Annotated in this window: 16 protein-coding genes and 1 pseudogene; 8 read left to right on the forward strand and 9 right to left on the reverse strand. The window is 56.6% G+C overall.

The features are described from left to right. Positions 1-3: 3 nt before the first annotated feature. On the reverse strand, positions 4-1,860 hold the full coding sequence (locus LOY37_RS12970; protein WP_258717102.1) for an ABC transporter ATP-binding protein: 1,857 nt from the start codon (positions 1,858-1,860) through the stop codon (positions 4-6). A 105-nt stretch (positions 1,861-1,965) separates the two neighbouring features. Between LOY37_RS12970 and LOY37_RS12975 the strand changes: the two genes are divergently transcribed. Then, positions 1,966-2,442, forward strand: a complete 477-nt coding sequence (locus LOY37_RS12975) for a nuclear transport factor 2 family protein (protein WP_258610628.1) — start codon at positions 1,966-1,968, stop codon at positions 2,440-2,442. On the opposite strand, the gene LOY37_RS12980 is transcribed toward LOY37_RS12975, so the two are convergent. Beyond that, positions 2,439-3,140, reverse strand: coding sequence for an EthD domain-containing protein (locus LOY37_RS12980; protein ID WP_258717103.1), 702 nt, complete (start codon positions 3,138-3,140; stop codon positions 2,439-2,441). The genes LOY37_RS12975 and LOY37_RS12980 overlap by 4 nt on opposite strands. A 208-nt stretch (positions 3,141-3,348) precedes the next feature. Here LOY37_RS12980 and LOY37_RS12985 point away from each other — a divergent pair, with 208 nt between their 5' ends. The 7 genes and pseudogenes from LOY37_RS12985 (at position 3,349) to LOY37_RS13015 (ending at position 8,817) form a co-directional block, all read left to right on the forward strand. Continuing rightward, on the forward strand, positions 3,349-3,780 hold the full coding sequence (locus tag LOY37_RS12985) for a nuclear transport factor 2 family protein (protein ID WP_195884004.1): 432 nt from the start codon (positions 3,349-3,351) through the stop codon (positions 3,778-3,780). Between the two features lie 105 nt (positions 3,781-3,885). Further along, positions 3,886-4,407, forward strand: coding sequence for an RNA polymerase sigma factor (locus tag LOY37_RS12990; RefSeq protein ID WP_258717104.1), 522 nt, complete (start codon positions 3,886-3,888; stop codon positions 4,405-4,407). Continuing rightward, a complete protein-coding gene (locus LOY37_RS12995) occupies positions 4,404-5,237 on the forward strand; it encodes a FecR family protein (RefSeq protein ID WP_258717105.1) in 834 nt (277 codons plus the stop codon). The genes LOY37_RS12990 and LOY37_RS12995 overlap by 4 nt, the downstream gene beginning before the upstream one ends. 76 nt (positions 5,238-5,313) lie before the next feature. Continuing rightward, positions 5,314-6,732 (forward strand): annotated as a pseudogene (locus LOY37_RS13000) (TonB-dependent receptor plug domain-containing protein); the annotation flags it as partial. A gap of 397 nt (positions 6,733-7,129) precedes the next feature. Further along, positions 7,130-7,933 carry a hypothetical protein gene (locus LOY37_RS13005; protein WP_258717106.1) on the forward strand — a complete coding sequence of 268 codons (804 nt, stop codon included), beginning with the start codon at positions 7,130-7,132 and terminating at the stop codon, positions 7,931-7,933. Between the two features lie 368 nt (positions 7,934-8,301). Beyond that, positions 8,302-8,511 carry a hypothetical protein gene (locus LOY37_RS13010; RefSeq protein ID WP_258717107.1) on the forward strand — a complete coding sequence of 70 codons (210 nt, stop codon included), beginning with the start codon at positions 8,302-8,304 and terminating at the stop codon, positions 8,509-8,511. 15 nt (positions 8,512-8,526) lie between these two features. Next, positions 8,527-8,817, forward strand: a complete 291-nt coding sequence (locus LOY37_RS13015) for a hypothetical protein (RefSeq protein ID WP_258717108.1) — start codon at positions 8,527-8,529, stop codon at positions 8,815-8,817. A 1,498-nt stretch (positions 8,818-10,315) separates the two neighbouring features. On the opposite strand, the gene LOY37_RS13020 is transcribed toward LOY37_RS13015, so the two are convergent. The 7 genes from LOY37_RS13020 to LOY37_RS13050 are packed head-to-tail and all read right to left on the reverse strand — an operon-like array spanning position 10,316 to position 16,652. Then, positions 10,316-11,182: a hypothetical protein gene (locus LOY37_RS13020; protein WP_258717109.1), complete on the reverse strand. Its 867-nt coding sequence runs from the start codon at positions 11,180-11,182 to the stop codon at positions 10,316-10,318. 31 nt (positions 11,183-11,213) lie between these two features. Beyond that, a complete protein-coding gene (locus LOY37_RS13025) occupies positions 11,214-11,744 on the reverse strand; it encodes a fimbrial protein (RefSeq protein ID WP_258717110.1) in 531 nt (176 codons plus the stop codon). An 8-nt stretch (positions 11,745-11,752) separates the two neighbouring features. Next, positions 11,753-12,274, reverse strand: coding sequence for a fimbrial protein (locus LOY37_RS13030; protein WP_258717111.1), 522 nt, complete (start codon positions 12,272-12,274; stop codon positions 11,753-11,755). Further along, entirely contained in the window at positions 12,271-12,765 is a 495-nt protein-coding gene (locus LOY37_RS13035) for a fimbrial protein (RefSeq protein WP_258717112.1), read from the reverse strand. The genes LOY37_RS13030 and LOY37_RS13035 overlap by 4 nt, the downstream gene beginning before the upstream one ends. After that, the gene (locus LOY37_RS13040; RefSeq protein ID WP_258717113.1) at positions 12,758-13,336 is read right to left on the reverse strand and encodes a fimbrial protein; all 579 of its coding nucleotides are present in this window, start codon (positions 13,334-13,336) and stop codon (positions 12,758-12,760) included. Before LOY37_RS13040 ends, LOY37_RS13035 begins: the two co-directional genes overlap by 8 nt. A 35-nt stretch (positions 13,337-13,371) precedes the next feature. Then, on the reverse strand, positions 13,372-14,127 hold the full coding sequence (locus LOY37_RS13045) for a fimbria/pilus periplasmic chaperone (RefSeq protein WP_258717114.1): 756 nt from the start codon (positions 14,125-14,127) through the stop codon (positions 13,372-13,374). A 38-nt stretch (positions 14,128-14,165) separates the two neighbouring features. Then, positions 14,166-16,652 carry an outer membrane usher protein gene (locus LOY37_RS13050; protein WP_258717115.1) on the reverse strand — a complete coding sequence of 829 codons (2,487 nt, stop codon included), beginning with the start codon at positions 16,650-16,652 and terminating at the stop codon, positions 14,166-14,168. Positions 16,653-16,691: the final 39 nt, after the last annotated feature.

Here is a 16,691-nt window from a genome sequence, read left to right on the forward strand (position 1 = left end):
CGGCTACTGTTCCTCGGCCAGCGCCAGCCCCTGGTCCTCACCCAGAAAGCCGCCACTCTGGTGCTGCCACAGCCGTGCATAGGTGCCGTTGCGCCCGAGCAGTTCGGCGTGGGTACCTTGCTCGATGATACGGCCCTCATCCATGACGATCAGCCGGTCCATGGCCGCGATGGTCGAGAGCCGGTGGGCGATGGCGATGACGGTCTTGCCTTGCATCATTTCGCCAAGGCTTTCCTGGATTGCTACTTCCACTTCCGAGTCCAGCGCGCTGGTGGCTTCGTCGAGCAGCAGGATCGGCGCGTTCTTGAGCATCACCCGGGCGATGGCAATGCGTTGGCGCTGGCCGCCCGAGAGCTTGATACCGCGCTCGCCGACCAGGGTGTCGTAGCCGCTATGGCCCTGCTTGTCGCTCAGCTGGCTGATAAAGCCATCGGCCTGGGCGTGGTAGGCCGCCGCGCGGATTTGCGCATCAGTGGCATCCGGGCGGCCATAGGCGATGTTGTCGCGGATGGAGCGGTGCAGCAGGGAAGTATCCTGGGTGACCATGCCGATGGCGCTGCGCAGGCTGTCCTGGGTGACCTCGGCGATGTTCTGGCCGTCGATGCGAATCACCCCCTTGTCGACGTCGTAGAAGCGCAACAGCAGGTTGATCAGCGTCGACTTGCCGGCGCCGGAGCGGCCCACCAGGCCGACCTTTTCACCGGCGCGGATGTTCAGGTTGAGGCCGTCGAGCACCTGGCGCTCGCCGTTGTAGTTGAAGCTGACGTTGTCAAAATTCACCGCGCCGCCGCGGGTCTGCAGCACGCCGGCGTTCGGCGCATCCTGCACCTTGGGGCCGCGGGTGAGGGTGGCCATGCCGTCCTGCACGGTGCCGATGTTCTCGAACAGCGCGGTCATTTGCCACATGATCCAGTGCGACATGCCATTGATGCGCAGGGCCATGGCGGTAATCGCCGCCACCGCGCCGGTGCCGACGTCACCCTGGTGCCACAACCACAGGGCGTAGCCGCCGGCGCCGATGATCAAGGCCACCACCAGCGCCTGGTTGACGATTTCGAACTGGCTGACCAGGCGCATCTGGCGAAAGCCGGTCTGCTTGAAATCTTCCATCGCCGCGCGGGCGAAGTGCGCTTCACGCTTGGAGTGGGAAAACAGCTTGACCGTGGTGATGTTGGTGTAAGCGTCGGAGATTCGCCCGGTCATCGAAGAGCGGGCATGGGCCTGCTCCTGCCCGACCTTGCCCAGGCGCGGCACGAAGTACAGCATGGCCAGCCCGAACAACGCCACCCAGGCAATAAAAGGCAGCATCAGCTTGAGGGCGAAGCCACCGGCCAGGGCGATGATGGCGATGAAGTACACGCCGATGCCGGGGATGATCTCGATCAGGGTGAACAGCACTTCGCGCACGGCGAGGGCGGTCTGCATCACCTTGGTGGTCACCCGCCCGGAGAACTCATCGGAAAAGAACGACAGGCTCTGGCGCAACATCAGCCGGTGGAAGTCCCAGCGCAGGCGCAGCGGCAGGTTGATCGCCAGTACCTGGTGCTGGACCATGGTGCGCAGCGCCACCAGGCCGATGCTGGTCAACAGCACGATACCGATGCCCCACAGCACGCGCCGTTCCTCGCCGTCGGTGGCGCCACCGGCCTGCCAGGTCGAGAGCAGGTCGACCACCTGGCCGAGAAAGGCGAACAACCAGGCTTCGTAGATCGACACACTGGCACTGAGCAGCGCGAGCGCAAGCACATAGCCGCGCGCACCACGGGTGCAGGCCCACAGAAAGCGCAACAGGCCTACCGGTGGCGGTGGTACTTCGTCGGGCGGGAAGGGGTCGAGGCGGCGTTCAAAGATCTGCAGCATGGTGGCTTCCGAAAACGTGTAGCCCTGTAGTCTAGCCGGACGATGACGTCAGTGGGCATCGACCTATCCTGTGCCGATGCCTCCCCACCCCCAGGAGTACCACTGATGGCCCTTACTTTGGACGACCTTGTCGAGATCGAGCACATCAAGCAGCTCAAGTACCGTTACTTTCTTGCGGTTGATTGCCATGACTGGACGGCACTGGAGGCGTGCCTGGCCGAAGACCTGACCACCGCCCTGGACGGCGGCAAATACAGCTTCGACAGCCGGGCAGCCTTTATTGAAGGGCTCAAGGCGATACTCGACCGGCCGACGTTCCTGTGCAAACACCACGGGCACCATCCGCAGATCGAAATGCTCTCGGCCGACACCGCGCGTGGCAGCTGGTACCTGGAAGATCACGCCATCGACCTTGAGGGCGACTGGATGCTGCACGGCACGGCGCTGTACCAGGATGACTACGTCAAGCGTGACGGGCGCTGGTTGATCGTTGCCACAGGCTACCAGCGCCTGTTTGAAACCGTGACCTCACCGATACCTGCACAGCTTAAGGTCACGGCCAACCTGTTTGACCGGCCCTAGAGGCGATATTGACTGGTGGGCAGCACGTCGATCTTGTCGAAATCGATAAAGCGCGCGCAGCTGTCCATCATGATTGCCAGGTTGCGCTGGAACTTCGCCTCGTCGCCGACCGCGTCGAAGAAGGCTTGAGGGTCGGTCATCGCCGCCGGCGGGAAGCACTCTTCGACGATGGCGTCGATCGGCGGGGCGCCGTGGGTCAGCACCTGCACCACCAGGTTCTGCACGTACTGAAAGTTGTCCTGGGTGTCGATGGCCACTGCCGTGTGGTGGTTGCGCCAGATGTCCAGCCAGGCCTGCGGGGTCAGGCGAGGAGGGCGGGTCAGCAGGGCGACTTGCGCAAAACCGTAGGTTCGCTCGCCCGGCGCGCAAGCAAAGCGTGTGTTGCCAATGGCTTCCGACTCACACACCAGATAGGCCGCCATACGCGCGGTTGCCGCCGTGACGAGCCTGTCGAACGGCTGCCTGGCACTGGCGTTGGCGCTGTCCAGCCACAGCGACAGGCAGGCGTGCGGCAGCGGCCGGTTGTTCTCCTGGCGCAGGCCTGCCGCAGCGTCGACGTCGCTGTCGGCCAGGTTGAGTTGCAGCCTTTGCGCACCCAGCGCCTGCAGTTGCGCGGCAACTTCGCAGCGCAGTTGCCGGGCAAAGGTTTCGCGCGGGGTCTGGGTGTCGCGCCAGAGCAGGTAGATGACTTTTTCCATGGCGATCAAGGTCCTTCGCAGTTGGTCAATGAACGGGCGGGGAATCGACCCAAAGCCATGCTGGGGGCAACGCGAAACCACGGAATCCTCCGAACAGACTAGCGCTGGCCCCTGTTCAAACGCTTTGCCACAGCTAGTCCCAACGGACGATCAGCACCCGCCTGCGGCTCGATAGACTCAAGCCACACCCACTTGTGAGGTCAGCCGAATGAGCCTGGAACACCGCATTGCCCGCCTGGAGGCGCTTGACGCCATTCGCCAGCTCAAGCACCGCTATTTCAACGCCTGCGACCTCAAGCAGGTGGAGGTCATCCGCGACTGCTTTGCCGAAGGCGAGATCCTCATCGACTACGGCCCGGTGGGGACGTTTCGCGATCGCGACAGTTTCGTCGCGCTCTATCAGCAACTGGCATGCAACGCGCGGGTGATCGACCTGCATCACGGCGCCAACCCGGAAATACACCTGACCGGTGACGACCAGGCCCAGGGCCGCTGGGCCCTGTACTACTTCAACCTGGATGGCGAGAGCGGCGCCACGCGGCAACTGGGTGGCATTTACCAGGATCGCTACCGGCGCATCGACGGGCAGTGGAAGTTGATCGAGACCTGCTTCAGCGCTCATTCGCGGGTAGAGGGCTAGTCAAGGGCCTGGAGGCGTGAATGCGGTATTTGCTTTAAATGTAAAGTATTCGCATTTATACTGCGCGGCCACGCCTCCCTTGGCATTCCCTTCGCGCAGGTCATCGTGCAGGTCGAGCCCAGCAAACCCACACTCCTGGCAACCTTGGTCCGTCATTATGACGAGCTGGTCGACCATGTGCGCCGGCGTTTTGGCGAGCGGGTGTTCGCCCGTGAGGTGGTGCATGACCTGTGCCTGCAGTTGCTGGAAAAGGACGAAAAACAGGACGTGCGCACGCCGGTGGCGTTGTTGCGCAAGATCGCCCACGACATTGCGGTTAGCCGCTACCGTAGCGAGCGCCGCCGCCAGGGCTGGATAATCGGCGTTGATGCCTTGCCTGAAGTGGCCAGCGGTGCCCCAAGCCTCGAGCGCCATCTTGACGCGGAACGCACCCTGGCGCTGCTGACCGATGCGATTGCCAGCTTGCCGGCGCGCTGCCAGGCGGTGTTCGTCATGCACAAACTGCACGAACTGCCGCAAGCGCAAGTGGCCGAACGCCTGGGCATTTCGCTCAAAACCGTAGAAAAACACCTGCGCCTGGGCATGAACGCGTGTCGCAAACACCTGTCCACGGAGCTGCTGCCATGAGCCGCAAGCCCCAGGACTACCGCGAAGAAGACGAAGCCCTGGCGCGCTTTCGCGAAGAGCTCAAGCAGCGATTCCCGCTGCCGGCGCCAACACCCGCCAAGCGCAAGCGCGCCACCGGCAAAACCCTGGGGCTGGTTGTGCTGGCCCTGGCGGCGGGCGCGCTGTGGCTGGACCCTGCGTATCAAACTCAACATATCGCCAGCCAGGTCGGCCAGCGCCAGGCCCTGCAACTGGCCGACGGCAGCCAGGTACTGCTCGACAGCGACAGCGCGCTGACCATCAGCTGGCACCTGCGCACCCGCCAGGTCGAGCTGCAACGGGGCCAGGCGCTGTTCCAGGTGTCGCCGAGGGTCTACCGGCCGTTTCTGGTCGATGCCGGCGGCGCAGGGGTGCGGGTGGTCGGCACCCGCTTCAACGTCAACCGCAACGGGCAAGACGTGCAGGTGACCGTGGCCGAAGGCAAGGTCGCGGTGCGCGGGCGTGCCACCGAGGCGGTGACGTTGCTCGAACCTGGCCAGCAACTGCGCGTGCGCGATGGCATCGCGGGCCAGGTGACACGGGTCAGCGCCGATGATGTCACGGCCTGGAAAGACAACCGCCTGGTGTTTGCCAGCACGCCGCTGGTCGAGGTCATCGCCACGCTGCAGCGCTATCACCGCCAGCCAATCAGGCTGATCGATCCGGGCACGGCCCGCTTGCCGGTATCCGGGGTGTTCGACAGCGAGCATGTCGAGCGCCTGCTGGCGCTGTTGCCGGCGATCCTGCCGGTCAGCGTTGCAACCGCAGCCGATGGCGCGGTGCTGATCAAATCCCGCGACACGAAAAAATAATCTGCGCCAGAGGTAGGGTTGCGCGCCGGTGCTGACGGCTATCTCTCTGCAACCTTACTTTGTGGAGCCTAAAAACGTGAGTCAGCCCTTCCTGCGTGCGCCTGTGCGCCTGTCTTTGCTGGCCAGCAGCCTGCTGCTCAGCCAGTGGTCGCTGGCGCAATCGGCACCGGTCGATTTCGATGTGCCCGCCAGCTCGCTAGAAACATCCCTGAACGCCGTTGCCCGCCAATCCTCGGCGCAGATCCTCTTTGCCAGCGACATCACTGCCGGCAAGCGTGCACCTGCGCTGCGCGGGCGCTATACCTTGCAGCAAGCGCTGCAGCGGCTGCTGGGCAAGAGCGGGCTGACCGCCCAGGAGCGCGACGAACATACCTACCTGGTGCTGCCGGCCGCCACTTCGGCTGTTAAAGAAGCGGCCGCCAGCGATTCGGCTGCAGTGGAACTGGCCAGCCTGGAGATCAGCTCGTCGCGCCTGAACAGCGACCTGGTGCCGCAAGCCCGGCAGGTCAATGTCATCGAGCGCGAACAGCTGGAGCAGTTGCGCCAGGGCTCTGATGGCCTGGCCACCCTGCTGGCGAAAAGCATCCCCGGCATGGCGGACTCCAGCCGCACTATCACCGACTACGGGCAGACGCTGCGCGGGCGAACGATGCTGGTGCTGGTCGACGGCGTACCGCTGAACACCAACCGCGATTCCTCACGTAACCTGGCCAACATCGACCCGGCGCTGATCGAGCGCATCGAAGTGATTCGTGGCAGCAGCGCCATTTATGGCGCGGGGGCAACCGGCGGGATCATCTCCATCACCACCCGCCCGGCCGGTGGCGAGCCGCGTGCGCAAACCACCCTCAGCGCTGTATCGCCACTGAGCCAACTGGACAGCGACGGCCTCGGCGGGCAGTTGCAGCATCACCTGTCGGGCGCTCAGGGCCAGGTCGATTACGCCCTGGATTTTGGCGCCCGGCACATTGGCGCCTCCTATGACGCCAAAGGCCACCGTATAGCACCCGAGCCGAGCCAGGGCGACCTGTTTGACTCCAACACCTACAACATCGGCGGCAAGCTGGGCTTGCGCATCGACGATGTGCAGCGCATTCAGCTGTCGGCCAGCCACTACAACGCCGAGCAGAACTCCGACTACACCTCCGACCCTTCGGTTGCCCGCCTGCCGCCAGGCACGGTAGCGGCCCGGCCGCTGTCGGGGCTGTCGCTGGACGAGCAGAACCAGATCAAGAACACCTTGCTCAACCTTGAATACGCCCACACCGACATCCTCGGCGGCACGCTCAATGCGCAGCTGTACTACCGCGATTACTTCACCCGCTTCACGCCGTTTGATGCGCGGGCGGTGGCCACCCGCGGGCGCAATGTCGACCAGGTGATGCAGAACAGCGAAGTGTTCGGCAGCCGCGTGACCCTGCGCACCCCGATCGGCAGCGCCGGCACCACCGAGCTGCTGTGGGGCGGCGACTTCAACCAGGAACGCTGCTCGCTAACCCAGGCCGCACGGGGCTAAGGCCTAGTAGCTGACGGTCGACTATGGGGTGATAAAGGTCATTCGCGACCGACCGCTATCGACCCAAAGCTGAAATTGACGACAGACTACGTTCGCCCTGAAAAGGCAAACGGCGATCGGATCTGTGATGCGCTAGCCATTAATTTCGTTTATGGCCGCAGCACCTGATCCTAGCCAAGGCTTTTGGTGTAGATTCTTGAGTTGTCCGTACAGGCTTTCAGTCCGTTTGGGAGGCCTACAGGCTGGCACCGGTATTACTGGAGATCAACGGGCGATCAATGATCCGTTTGTATTGTGTTTTTTTTGAGCATAGCGTCTAATGGCAATTAGACACCTCTGGTCAATTGAACTTCTGACATTAAAAGGCGTAGCAATCGTGCGCATGGAATTAATTGTTTGGGTAATGGCTACCGGTTATACGGCATTAGTGGGTGCTATCGCTTATGCGGTATACCAGCTAAAATTGATTAGCGTAATATTGGACAATCAGCCCAAGATCATTGACAACGACAAATTCCTTAAAAATTACTCGCTTCAGATAAAAGCCAACAAATTTCTGGAAAAAATTTGGCCCAGAGTCAAGCGCGCCAAGCTTTCAGGTGTGTCGAGAGTGGCTTATAAAGTGGTTAATATTTTGTTTGTTGTTCTCCTATTGCTCCAGTTCCTCTTTTCCGATTTCTTATCACCTGCAGCTCCGGCAATCTTTCTTTCATTGGGTTTTTTTGCTGCTATCGGAAATGCTCTTCAAGATAAAAAAAGAACTGCAGAGGCGAAAAAATATATTTTATTGCCATTTTCGCTGCTTTTTCCTTTATTCGTGGCATACCACATTGATACGTCAGAAAAATTGCTAAAAATAAAGTCTGTACTCACTGCCCAACCCTTAGAATACGAAGCTACGTTGGCGTCATTAACTATAGGGCTAGGATTATTTTGCTACTTTGGGCTAAACATCATTGAGCGCTTTGAGCGGGTTGTAGTTTCTTGGATATTAAGCAGAGCTCTGATTCTATCTCAGAACATGGTTCTAGTTGGCGTTAACCCCACTATGCCCGAAGAAAAGGAAATGCGAGCTATAGCGAAAGAGGCGATAGTGGTTACAGCCAAGAACATGGTTATTTTTGGATTGGTGATCAGCACATTGGCCTGTTGTACCAGGTACATAATCGAACATCTTTGATCCAAGTTCATGCGCGTAAATCAAAAACGCTCAACCGGACGCGACTATCCTACCTACGATAGTTCAATCGGTTGGCGTCTCCGCTCAACCTTAATGCACCCGCCATTTTAATCAGCCGGTTATCTCGGTACTCGCGGCATGGGGTTGCTGCATTGAATGCGTACTTAACTGCTGATGGCGGGAATTACCGCCCCTGTATCCATCCAGTGCGTGACATGTTCCTTAGGGCGGAAATTAGAGCGAATTGAAAGTTCGCTTTTGGCCGGAAGCGGAGCATTGGTAATCTTAATCGATCTGGCCGCCCTGCAGCAAAGCCCGAATGACCGCTGACCTATACTGCTTTGACCAAATGACTCGAGCGACAGAGCGTGAAGAAGACCCTGGAGGGAGTTGTCGAGGCTGGCGAGCCACTGATTCAACAGGCCATCGATGCGGTGCGCCGCTACCATGCAGCCCAGGACGCCGGTCGGCCTGAAAAGGAAATCGAGCGGTTACGGCTGGAGGCCGAGTCGCTTTTCCAGGCTGTCACCGAGTACCAACTGCGAGCGCTTGGCGGCTCGGTGCGCCCACTTCATTAATCCAGTATCGGCTACTTGGTTCATTACCGTGCGGTGAGCACGGAGAACGCCGAGAACGCCGAGAAGGCCGCGCAGGAGCGGCGTACGAAAGCGATTGATGACTGTGCCAGTACGTTTGTGCATGACTTGCGTCAGCCTTATCAGCAGCAAATTTTTTTGGTGGTGGAGCAAGTGTTTGCGCCTATGGATGGGTGGAATTCTGGGCAAAGTGAGGCGCTTGAAAAGGGAGATCAGGTTGTGCAGGAGGATCGGTTGGTGTTCGAGCAGGCACTGGTCGAGTTGCGGGGTGACGACTGCAGGCAATGAGTTTCCTCTCTCAGCTATACCGCTACCGTCAACGCGAATAGTGCAGTCTGCTCGACGATTACCTCACAGAGGCCTTCGCTGAATGGCTACGTCAGGCCACCTTGGCAGGCGAGTTGGGGCGGATACCGCACGGCTTGTTCAAGCTGGACAAGTTCGCCAATGCACCCGCGGAAGACCTGCGTGCTGTGAGCTGGCAAACGCAGTACGTGATTGGGTAGGGCCATGACAGTGCTACCAACAAGGGGCTAGATCTGGTTAGGCGTGGCCCGGGTATTTTCTTCATTATCGAGAACAAGACCAGGGCGCCGTTTACGAAGCATCTAGATACCAACGGGATTGACTACACCGATCAGTTGAGCCTTTATCAGCGTTACCTCGAAAAGCTCCGAGGAGGCCGAGGGTGAAAAAGAGCAGACCCGGCAGAACTCAATCAACAAGGCAGTGCAAGATGGACAACGGAAAATCGATCAAGTTGCAGTTGATGCTGTTAGCTGCATGATTTGCTCTGCAGTGTGCACATTTCTTCTCGCAGATTTCTAGCCGCTGTACCTCAACGGGGGCAGGCCTTTCATAGCTTTTTCGCAGGCGTGTCCTGACAGGTTTCTGCACATTTTATTGCAGATATTTTTTCACGGGTGTACAGCCATGCTCCCGGTAGCAAAATCCCAGCAAACGAACCTGGCGGACCGTCATGGCGACGAGGAGTTCGCCTTGGGGCTGGCGAATACATCGCGGGGTGGGCGCCTAGCGATGGCAGGCCGGCTATGCGGAGGCGGACACGTAGGTGAGGGGAAGCATTCATTATCTTCATCACCAAGCGAAGAAGATATTTCCCGTTCGTCTCCACCCAATGAGCTCAATTCTGGATTGATCCGTGCTCAAACGAGCCAGCACTGTGCACTGAAGTCTGAACGGCTGAGCCTGGCGCTACTCGAGCGCTAGGTTAGAAGTGGAGCAGATGTCAATTTCAACACCGGCCCTGGTTCCAAATCTGGATGAATCATGGTCTCCATACCAAACACTGTCAGGCAGCCTACTGCCGTGTCGGGCGCAGAGCTTGAGAGCTCCAGGATCGTGAAGTCGAGGTCGTGTTTTTTTGTTACGATTGCCTCAACGTGAATGATTTTCTTCACTTAGCAAAGAAAAGCTTCAGTTCTGGTTTCTCTACAATTTTTCTTCATTCGCGCGTAACGCACGCGACGTATTCCAAGGCGCGTTCCCGTGATCAGTATATCGGCCGGTTTTTGATGCAGCACTACAATTGGCAACGGCCACATCAATTTAACAGCGGGCTGGCGCCCGCTGTGGCCGAGGAAAAACTTAACGCAGTGTCCGGGATTAGTTGACCACTACAGTAGCACTTATAGTGCTCCGTCATCTGCCTGATCCAATGGCCATTTAGCTTTTTCTGCCTGACGCGGACGAGAGGACGTGACCGATAGGGCTCTACGTATGCGGAGAGCGCCATGAGGAAGCGGGATGTTTATAATTGCAATTATCAAGGCTGAATAATCTTAAGAATGGTGGAGCCAGAAAAAGGTCCTGGCGCTGTTCGTCCTGCAATTTTGGGTAGTGACAAAATTGACTTAACTTGTATATTTGCAGTCTGATTTCCTCTTACAGGTATTAGTACGCCCTCGCCAGCGCTTGCGCCATTAATCGAGAACGTTGAGGTGATTTCTCTACGAGCGTCCAATAATGTGCCTCGGTATGATTCTGTACCTGCGTAAAGTTCTACGCTTCCTGTTAAATTACAGGTTAACGATAGATTGACAGACGCTTCACTTATTTTTACATCATCCGTGATGATTTTATGATCAATTGTTGTGTTGCCAGTGACGCTGCATGATTGCTGAGGGGGGATTGGGTTAAGGGGTATGCAGGAACCTATGGGTGACGTTTCGCGACTACCATTGAAGCCAACAGCTAGCGTCACACATAGCGTGCGCCGTACGGGGTCTAATAATGAGTCTTCAACTTGGTCTCTACCACGGTGGGGGGCTGAGAAACCTTTTGCGTTAGCGGCTTTCAATAAATCGCCCATAGTTGCATTGGGGGCTGAGTCGACGCGAAATTTCTCTACACGGTTATAGACTTTTCCCTGCGGTCCGTCCCGTAACTCCACATAAAGTGAACATGTGGCACCAGTGGGGCCAGCATTACAAATGCTGGGCTCTGGATCGGACCACCTCCAGTCCGATATGACATATTGATAAATGCTGAAATAATACTTGCCGGGTTCGTAATATCCCCTGCTGTAGCTGGTGACTGTTAATTTGCTGGCGCATGCCTCGGGGGTGGGGATGCTGAACAGTAGTAGTGCAAGTATTAAACTTGTCGCAGAATGCGCAATAAGCCGTTTCATTATGAGCGTCCTAAAATTTAGCCGTGCACTGCTATTCATAGATTAGCGTAAATGTCAAAGAGCCAAAAAACGATCCAAGCCCTATCGCCCGGTCGATCAAAGTGTCGGGTTCAGCTTGCAAGAACGCTTTAAAGTAAACTTCATTATTACCCTCGGCAAGGTCTGCCATGTGATGAATTTTATTCAACAGCAAAGGGTTACTTTGTTGACTCTCCAGGCCAATAGCTAAACCCCTGCTCTTTCCATCCTCAAGCTTTAACAAGCCGGGCAAGTTAGCGCTTTCCACCCCCGAAAATATGATGCTGACATGACTGGCTATCGTTGGGTCGCAGTTTTGTAAATGTAAAACGAGTGGATTACCTCTTGTCCGGCTGTTCAGGTAGAGGTCCTTGTCACTGACACTGAGAAAATCCAATTCAATCAACCCATCCTCAACGGCCAAGGTGCACGGCTCATTTACTAAAACTCCTGAAATGTAAAAATTGTGCTCCAGCGCTTGCGTTGTGGATAGCCAGCTTGCGGTTGCGAAAAAGGCAATAACTACGCGGGCCCATTGTTTCATCGCGGCTCCTAGTAAAGTTCAGCTATCAGTAACGCAGAAGCATCGAAATTGCCGCTGTCCAAGGCCGCTCCGCTGTTCTTTACTGGCACCGCTTCAAGTGTAGGTAATGTCGATGTGTTGCTGATGTCGATCTGCCTGGGTTCATTGAGGACCAAGTCGGTGCCACCCAGCAGCATCTTTATACCTAAATCGGGCAATGACGACTGGATAGCGGCTGGGTCGAATTGAGTGGGTGTGCCTAGCAGAGTCAGCTTCATGTTGTAGCTGACTCCTGATTCAGCAGCACCTGGGCAGTCAATCTGATACGGGACCGCCTGGCGGTATTGGTCACCATTAATATTATTGATCGCGATTACCGATTCGAAATGTACTTCGAGACGCCTGCCTTTATCACTTACAGTGCAAGCGGGTGGAACAATGAAATTGCCGGTAAATTGCATATTCTGGGCCGCATAGCACTGCGCGGGAGTGGCAGTGGTGAGCGAAACGAGTAGGAATGATCCGATCAGGGTTACGCTAAGTCTGCTCATTGGTACTCCAAAACCAGGGTCGCACCGGTACTGAAAGAGCCAAGCTTTAGTCGGCTTCCAGGCACTTTGACTAGTACAGCGTGCAGCGTTGGAGGGGCGCTTGAGTTAAAGCTGTACCACGTATTGATCGGCCATTGCTGCTCGGAGCGTTTGAATGCGATACCCACGTTGTCAAACGTCGGAATTGCAAGTATTGATTCATCGAAGCTAGCTGCGGTGCCCTCAACACGCATTTTCACCGATTTATTTGAAGCGCAAACGATCGCGTAATTAAGCTCTACGGCCTTGTAGCTTCCGTCAATGAGGTCAGTCCGTACATCCCCAAATGCACCAGTGATGAGCTGTCCCTCGCTTATTTTGCACACCGTCGCAATGATGACACCCTTCACCATCAATCTTTGATCGGCGTTAGCGGAGCCGGCCAATGACATTGCACAGGCCGCTACCAATAGTGGAACGCGAATATGAGCTATTTTTTTGAACTTAGTCATAATTTAGGTTGACGTTTAGACTGGCGCGAAAATGGCCCGGGCGCAGAGAGGCCGTGGTGCGCTCCGGCCTGATGTAGTAAATGATTTGGTTGTCCCCGGGCGTCAAGAACCAGGCTGGCGCCATACGACCCAGGCGCACGTCTGCGCCCTGTACATCGGTTAGACGAAGACCAAAGCCCCCCGCACCGATGACATTCACCAAATCTGGGCTGTCAGGGTCTACCACTGCTCGGAACGTAAGGCTTACTAGTGGTTCAACACTGTTCCAGAGCAGTGAGCCGGTCTGCGCGTCTTGACGCCCGCCATCAATGCGCACGCATCCGCGCAACTTCAGCTCCAAGGCTATCGGAGCTCCTTGATCCCCCGGCCTGCCAAGGCTTGCTGTATTGAGCTCGCCCAGCGCAAGTTCCTGATATGTAGACCCCGGGTCCAAGTAGCAGGCGCTTTCAAGCAGCGAGCCAGTGACTTGGAAAAAGGCGGTCTGATCGCTGCTGTCGGATGCGCGTATCAATGTTGTACTGCTGGCACCAATCAACATCAGCGCCAACCGAGAAAGAGTTTTTGGCTTCATATTTGGGCCAGAGCAAAAGTTAGGCTTGAAGGGCGTTACCGCTTTTCAGCAACGGGTGAGGCGGTGCAGGTGTTGGCTGTGCAATCAAACAGTATTTGTGGTCGACCGCCATAATCGTTCACATAGGTCAGCACCGGTTTCAGGCCCAGCGCCTTCACACTCACGCCTAGGTCCGCGTTGCCATTGGGGGCAATCATCAGTGGTTTGAACTCCTTCTCGGAGTTGCTCTTAATGTTTTTGCTGGCGTCGATCAATGTGACGTAGTAGGGCGTAGGGTTGTTAATCTGATAGCGGCCATGTTGCTGTTTAAGTATCAATTTTTCCTGCCAGGGTGCTTCACCCAGACCCTGCTGTCGGGCGATAGCCAAAGGTCTATAGAACAGCTTTACCCGCGTCTGCAGGGCAATTTGGAGGGTGTTGGGTTTGTCGCTACGCGGCGGAATTTCGCGCAAGTTGAAGTAGAACAGCGACTCGCGGTCCTGCGGCAGCGCGCTCAGTTGCGGAAGGCCCTGAATTTTGACCTGGCTAGTGGAACCCGGCTCAAGTCGCTGGATTGGAGGTAAGACCACCAGCGGATGGGTTATCTTCTGACCCTCTTCGTTTTCAATCCATGCCTGCGCCAAGTAGGGCAACTCGGTGTTTTGATTACTGATGTTCAGGCTCACCGATTTTTCCGAGCCGATGAATATCACCCGTGTACGATCAAGCGAGACAGCGGCATAAGCTGGTTGTACGTTGCACAGGCCAATCAGGGCCAGTAGGGTAGGTGAGAAAAAATTTGAATATTTCATAGTGATATACCGTATGGGTTTCAATGTGTGAGCATTGATCAGGCGGAGGAGTCGCGGTGCTCAGCGGGCAGGCAAAGAAGTTCCAACTGTCCGGTCGTCAAGTTGGTAGTGCCTGGAAGCGTGAAGCTGCAACGTGTTTTACCGTCCCAGTGCAGCGACATGGTTTCGTCCGGTTTCATACCGCTTAGGTAAATCGAACCTTCGTCCCCGACAATGCCAGTTTCCTGGCCGCGGCTGTTCTGAGCCGTGGCGCCGAACGGCGGTGCATCGAGATTGGCCAGGCGAATGACTACCATGGCCTTGTCGCCGGCGATTACGTCGAAACGGCGATAGCCGATGGCACCTTCAGTGAGTGTGGCTTGGGTCACTGATTGAACGGCTTCGACGTCCTCAGCCAAGTGATCGATATCGATGCTTGCTTGGTTGCGGTAGTAGCTATTGACGTCGGCAATGACCGCCTTGCCGAAGTAATTAGTGCGGCTTGCGGGTCCGTTACCGCGTACTGGCACCCCGGATACCCCTTGGGTATCGACCAACAGGCGAGTCCCACCCATCTGCATGATGCGATGCAAGGCTGCACCCTCGGCGGTGATGGTGGCGCCCCCTTGTAGTGAAAGGCCTGCAGAACTGTACTCACCGCTTTGATAACTGGCAGTGGCCACCACTGCCGCCATATCGCCATCGTGGCTCAGAAAGCCGCTGGTAGAATTTCCACTGGAGGATTTACCGGCACTGATCATGTAGTTGCTGCGCTCGTTGATACGGTCGGAATAGCTGACGGTCTGGTTGGTATTCCCTGAGGTGACCGAAGTGCTGTAACCGATCGAGCCGGTGCCACCCCAAGGAATATTGACCGACAAGTAGGCGCCGTCATCGTTAGTACCGTTGGTGTTGTTACGGTAAGCTGTCAGCGATAGGCTGAGGTTCTTCAAACGGCCAAAATCAAAGTAACGGGACAGCGAAAGACTATAGCTATCGCTGGGCTGACTGTTCCAATAAGTTTGATGATTTAAGTTGAAGTTGATATTAAAGTTGGCGTCACGAAACTGTTTATTGAAAGTTGCAGTGTACATTTCCTTGCTCTGATTGAACGGCCGATCACCGCGCAGTGCCTCGATGAACTCGTTCATGCTCATGTAGTTTTCTTCCGAGAAGCGGTAACCGGCAAACGTCACCTGGCTGTTGTAGTTCTCGAAGCGCTTGGAGTAACTAACTCGATAGGATTTTCCGATAAAAGTGTCGTTATCAGGCATGTTCGCGTGGGACTGCGTGATGTCGAAGGACATCGCACCGAACTCCAGCAAGTCACGGCCGACCCCCAAAGCCAGCGCATTGTAGTCTTTTGCGCCTAGACCCCCGCCGTAAAGCGACCAGCCGTTGCTTACGCCCCAGGAGAATTCTCCAGTGGAAAACGCTGGTCCGTCCACCTGGTGGTTCCAGTCTGATGGCCTCCCGGCTGCAAGTTTGTAGCGCACTGACCCTGGGCGGGTCAGGTAGGGGATACTTGCGGTGTCCATTTTGAAAGACTGCACGCTACCGTCCTGTTCCTCGACGCGCACGTCCAGCTCACCGCTGACGGCATCGTTCAGGTCCTGGATTCGGAATGGACCGGGCGCAACTTGGGTGTCGTATAGCACACGGTCCTGTTGGCGGATTACCACTCGAGCGTTGGTTCTTGCTACGCCGGTTACTTCCGGGGCGTACCCCCTGAGGTTGGGCGGTAGCATGCTGTCATCACTACTGAGGTTTGCTCCGGCATAGCGAAAGCTGCCGAATAAGTTGGAGTCCAGATAGTCTTCGCCGACAACAAGGCTTGAGCGAAAAGAGGGGATAGGGCGCAGGGCGTAGAAACGGCTCCATTCGAACGACTGCTGTTTTTTTTCGCCTGTGCTGCGCTCCATCTGCGCTTGCCAATCGCCACGCAAGCGCCAAGCGCCCATATTGACACCCGTGGTGCCGTTACCACTGAGATTATCCGTGCGACCTTTATGACGTTTGCGGTCGGTGGTCTGGGCGTTGAAGTTGTAATCAAACATCAGGCCCGGGATGCCAATATCCCAGCGTGATGGTGGGTCCCAGTTGGGGGCGGTGTATTCGAGCGATTCCTGTGGAATACTCAGATATAACGCCGACGCGCTCAGGTCGCCACGCACTTGCATGCCCGGAATACTGGCAGTGTCCAGGCAGGTACCGTCGTGCCACCAAGTGAGTGTATCAAGTGCGTGCTGCTTCAAACCCAACACACTGACCAGCGCAGGCGAGATACAAGCAGTACTACCCTTGGGGTTATCGGCAGGTGTAACAAATAACACATCACTTTCATTCAACGTGTCGTTATTGACGTGAATCATCAGGCTGTACTGACCGGGCATAATGAAGTTAGCACTGGCGAATACGCCCAAGTCCAAGTTCTGGCGATCCTTAATGTCGAGGACGTCTGTGTTGAACTGAAACTCTTCGGCGGCATTTGCCCATGCCGCGACAGCGCACAACGTGGCAGTGGCCAGTACCCTGCGATGGTTCACGAGACTAATATCCTTGAAAGAAAAAACTACCGCAGGTCG

It is taken from the genome of Pseudomonas sp. B21-012 (assembly GCF_024749305.1).
Lineage (GTDB): Bacteria > Pseudomonadota > Gammaproteobacteria > Pseudomonadales > Pseudomonadaceae > Aquipseudomonas.

Coding starts and splice junctions, on each gene's coding strand:
- LOY37_RS12970 (WP_258717102.1), bottom strand. CDS start 1,860: ATGCTGCAGATCTTTGAACGCCGCCTCGACCCCTTCCCGCCCGACGAA.
- LOY37_RS12975 (WP_258610628.1), top strand. CDS start 1,966: ATGGCCCTTACTTTGGACGACCTTGTCGAGATCGAGCACATCAAGCAG.
- LOY37_RS12980 (WP_258717103.1), bottom strand. CDS start 3,140: ATGGAAAAAGTCATCTACCTGCTCTGGCGCGACACCCAGACCCCGCGC.
- LOY37_RS12985 (WP_195884004.1), top strand. CDS start 3,349: ATGAGCCTGGAACACCGCATTGCCCGCCTGGAGGCGCTTGACGCCATT.
- LOY37_RS12995 (WP_258717105.1), top strand. CDS start 4,404: ATGAGCCGCAAGCCCCAGGACTACCGCGAAGAAGACGAAGCCCTGGCG.
- LOY37_RS13020 (WP_258717109.1), bottom strand. CDS start 11,182: ATGAAACGGCTTATTGCGCATTCTGCGACAAGTTTAATACTTGCACTA.
- LOY37_RS13025 (WP_258717110.1), bottom strand. CDS start 11,744: ATGAAACAATGGGCCCGCGTAGTTATTGCCTTTTTCGCAACCGCAAGC.
- LOY37_RS13030 (WP_258717111.1), bottom strand. CDS start 12,274: ATGAGCAGACTTAGCGTAACCCTGATCGGATCATTCCTACTCGTTTCG.
- LOY37_RS13035 (WP_258717112.1), bottom strand. CDS start 12,765: ATGACTAAGTTCAAAAAAATAGCTCATATTCGCGTTCCACTATTGGTA.
- LOY37_RS13040 (WP_258717113.1), bottom strand. CDS start 13,336: ATGAAGCCAAAAACTCTTTCTCGGTTGGCGCTGATGTTGATTGGTGCC.
- LOY37_RS13045 (WP_258717114.1), bottom strand. CDS start 14,127: ATGAAATATTCAAATTTTTTCTCACCTACCCTACTGGCCCTGATTGGC.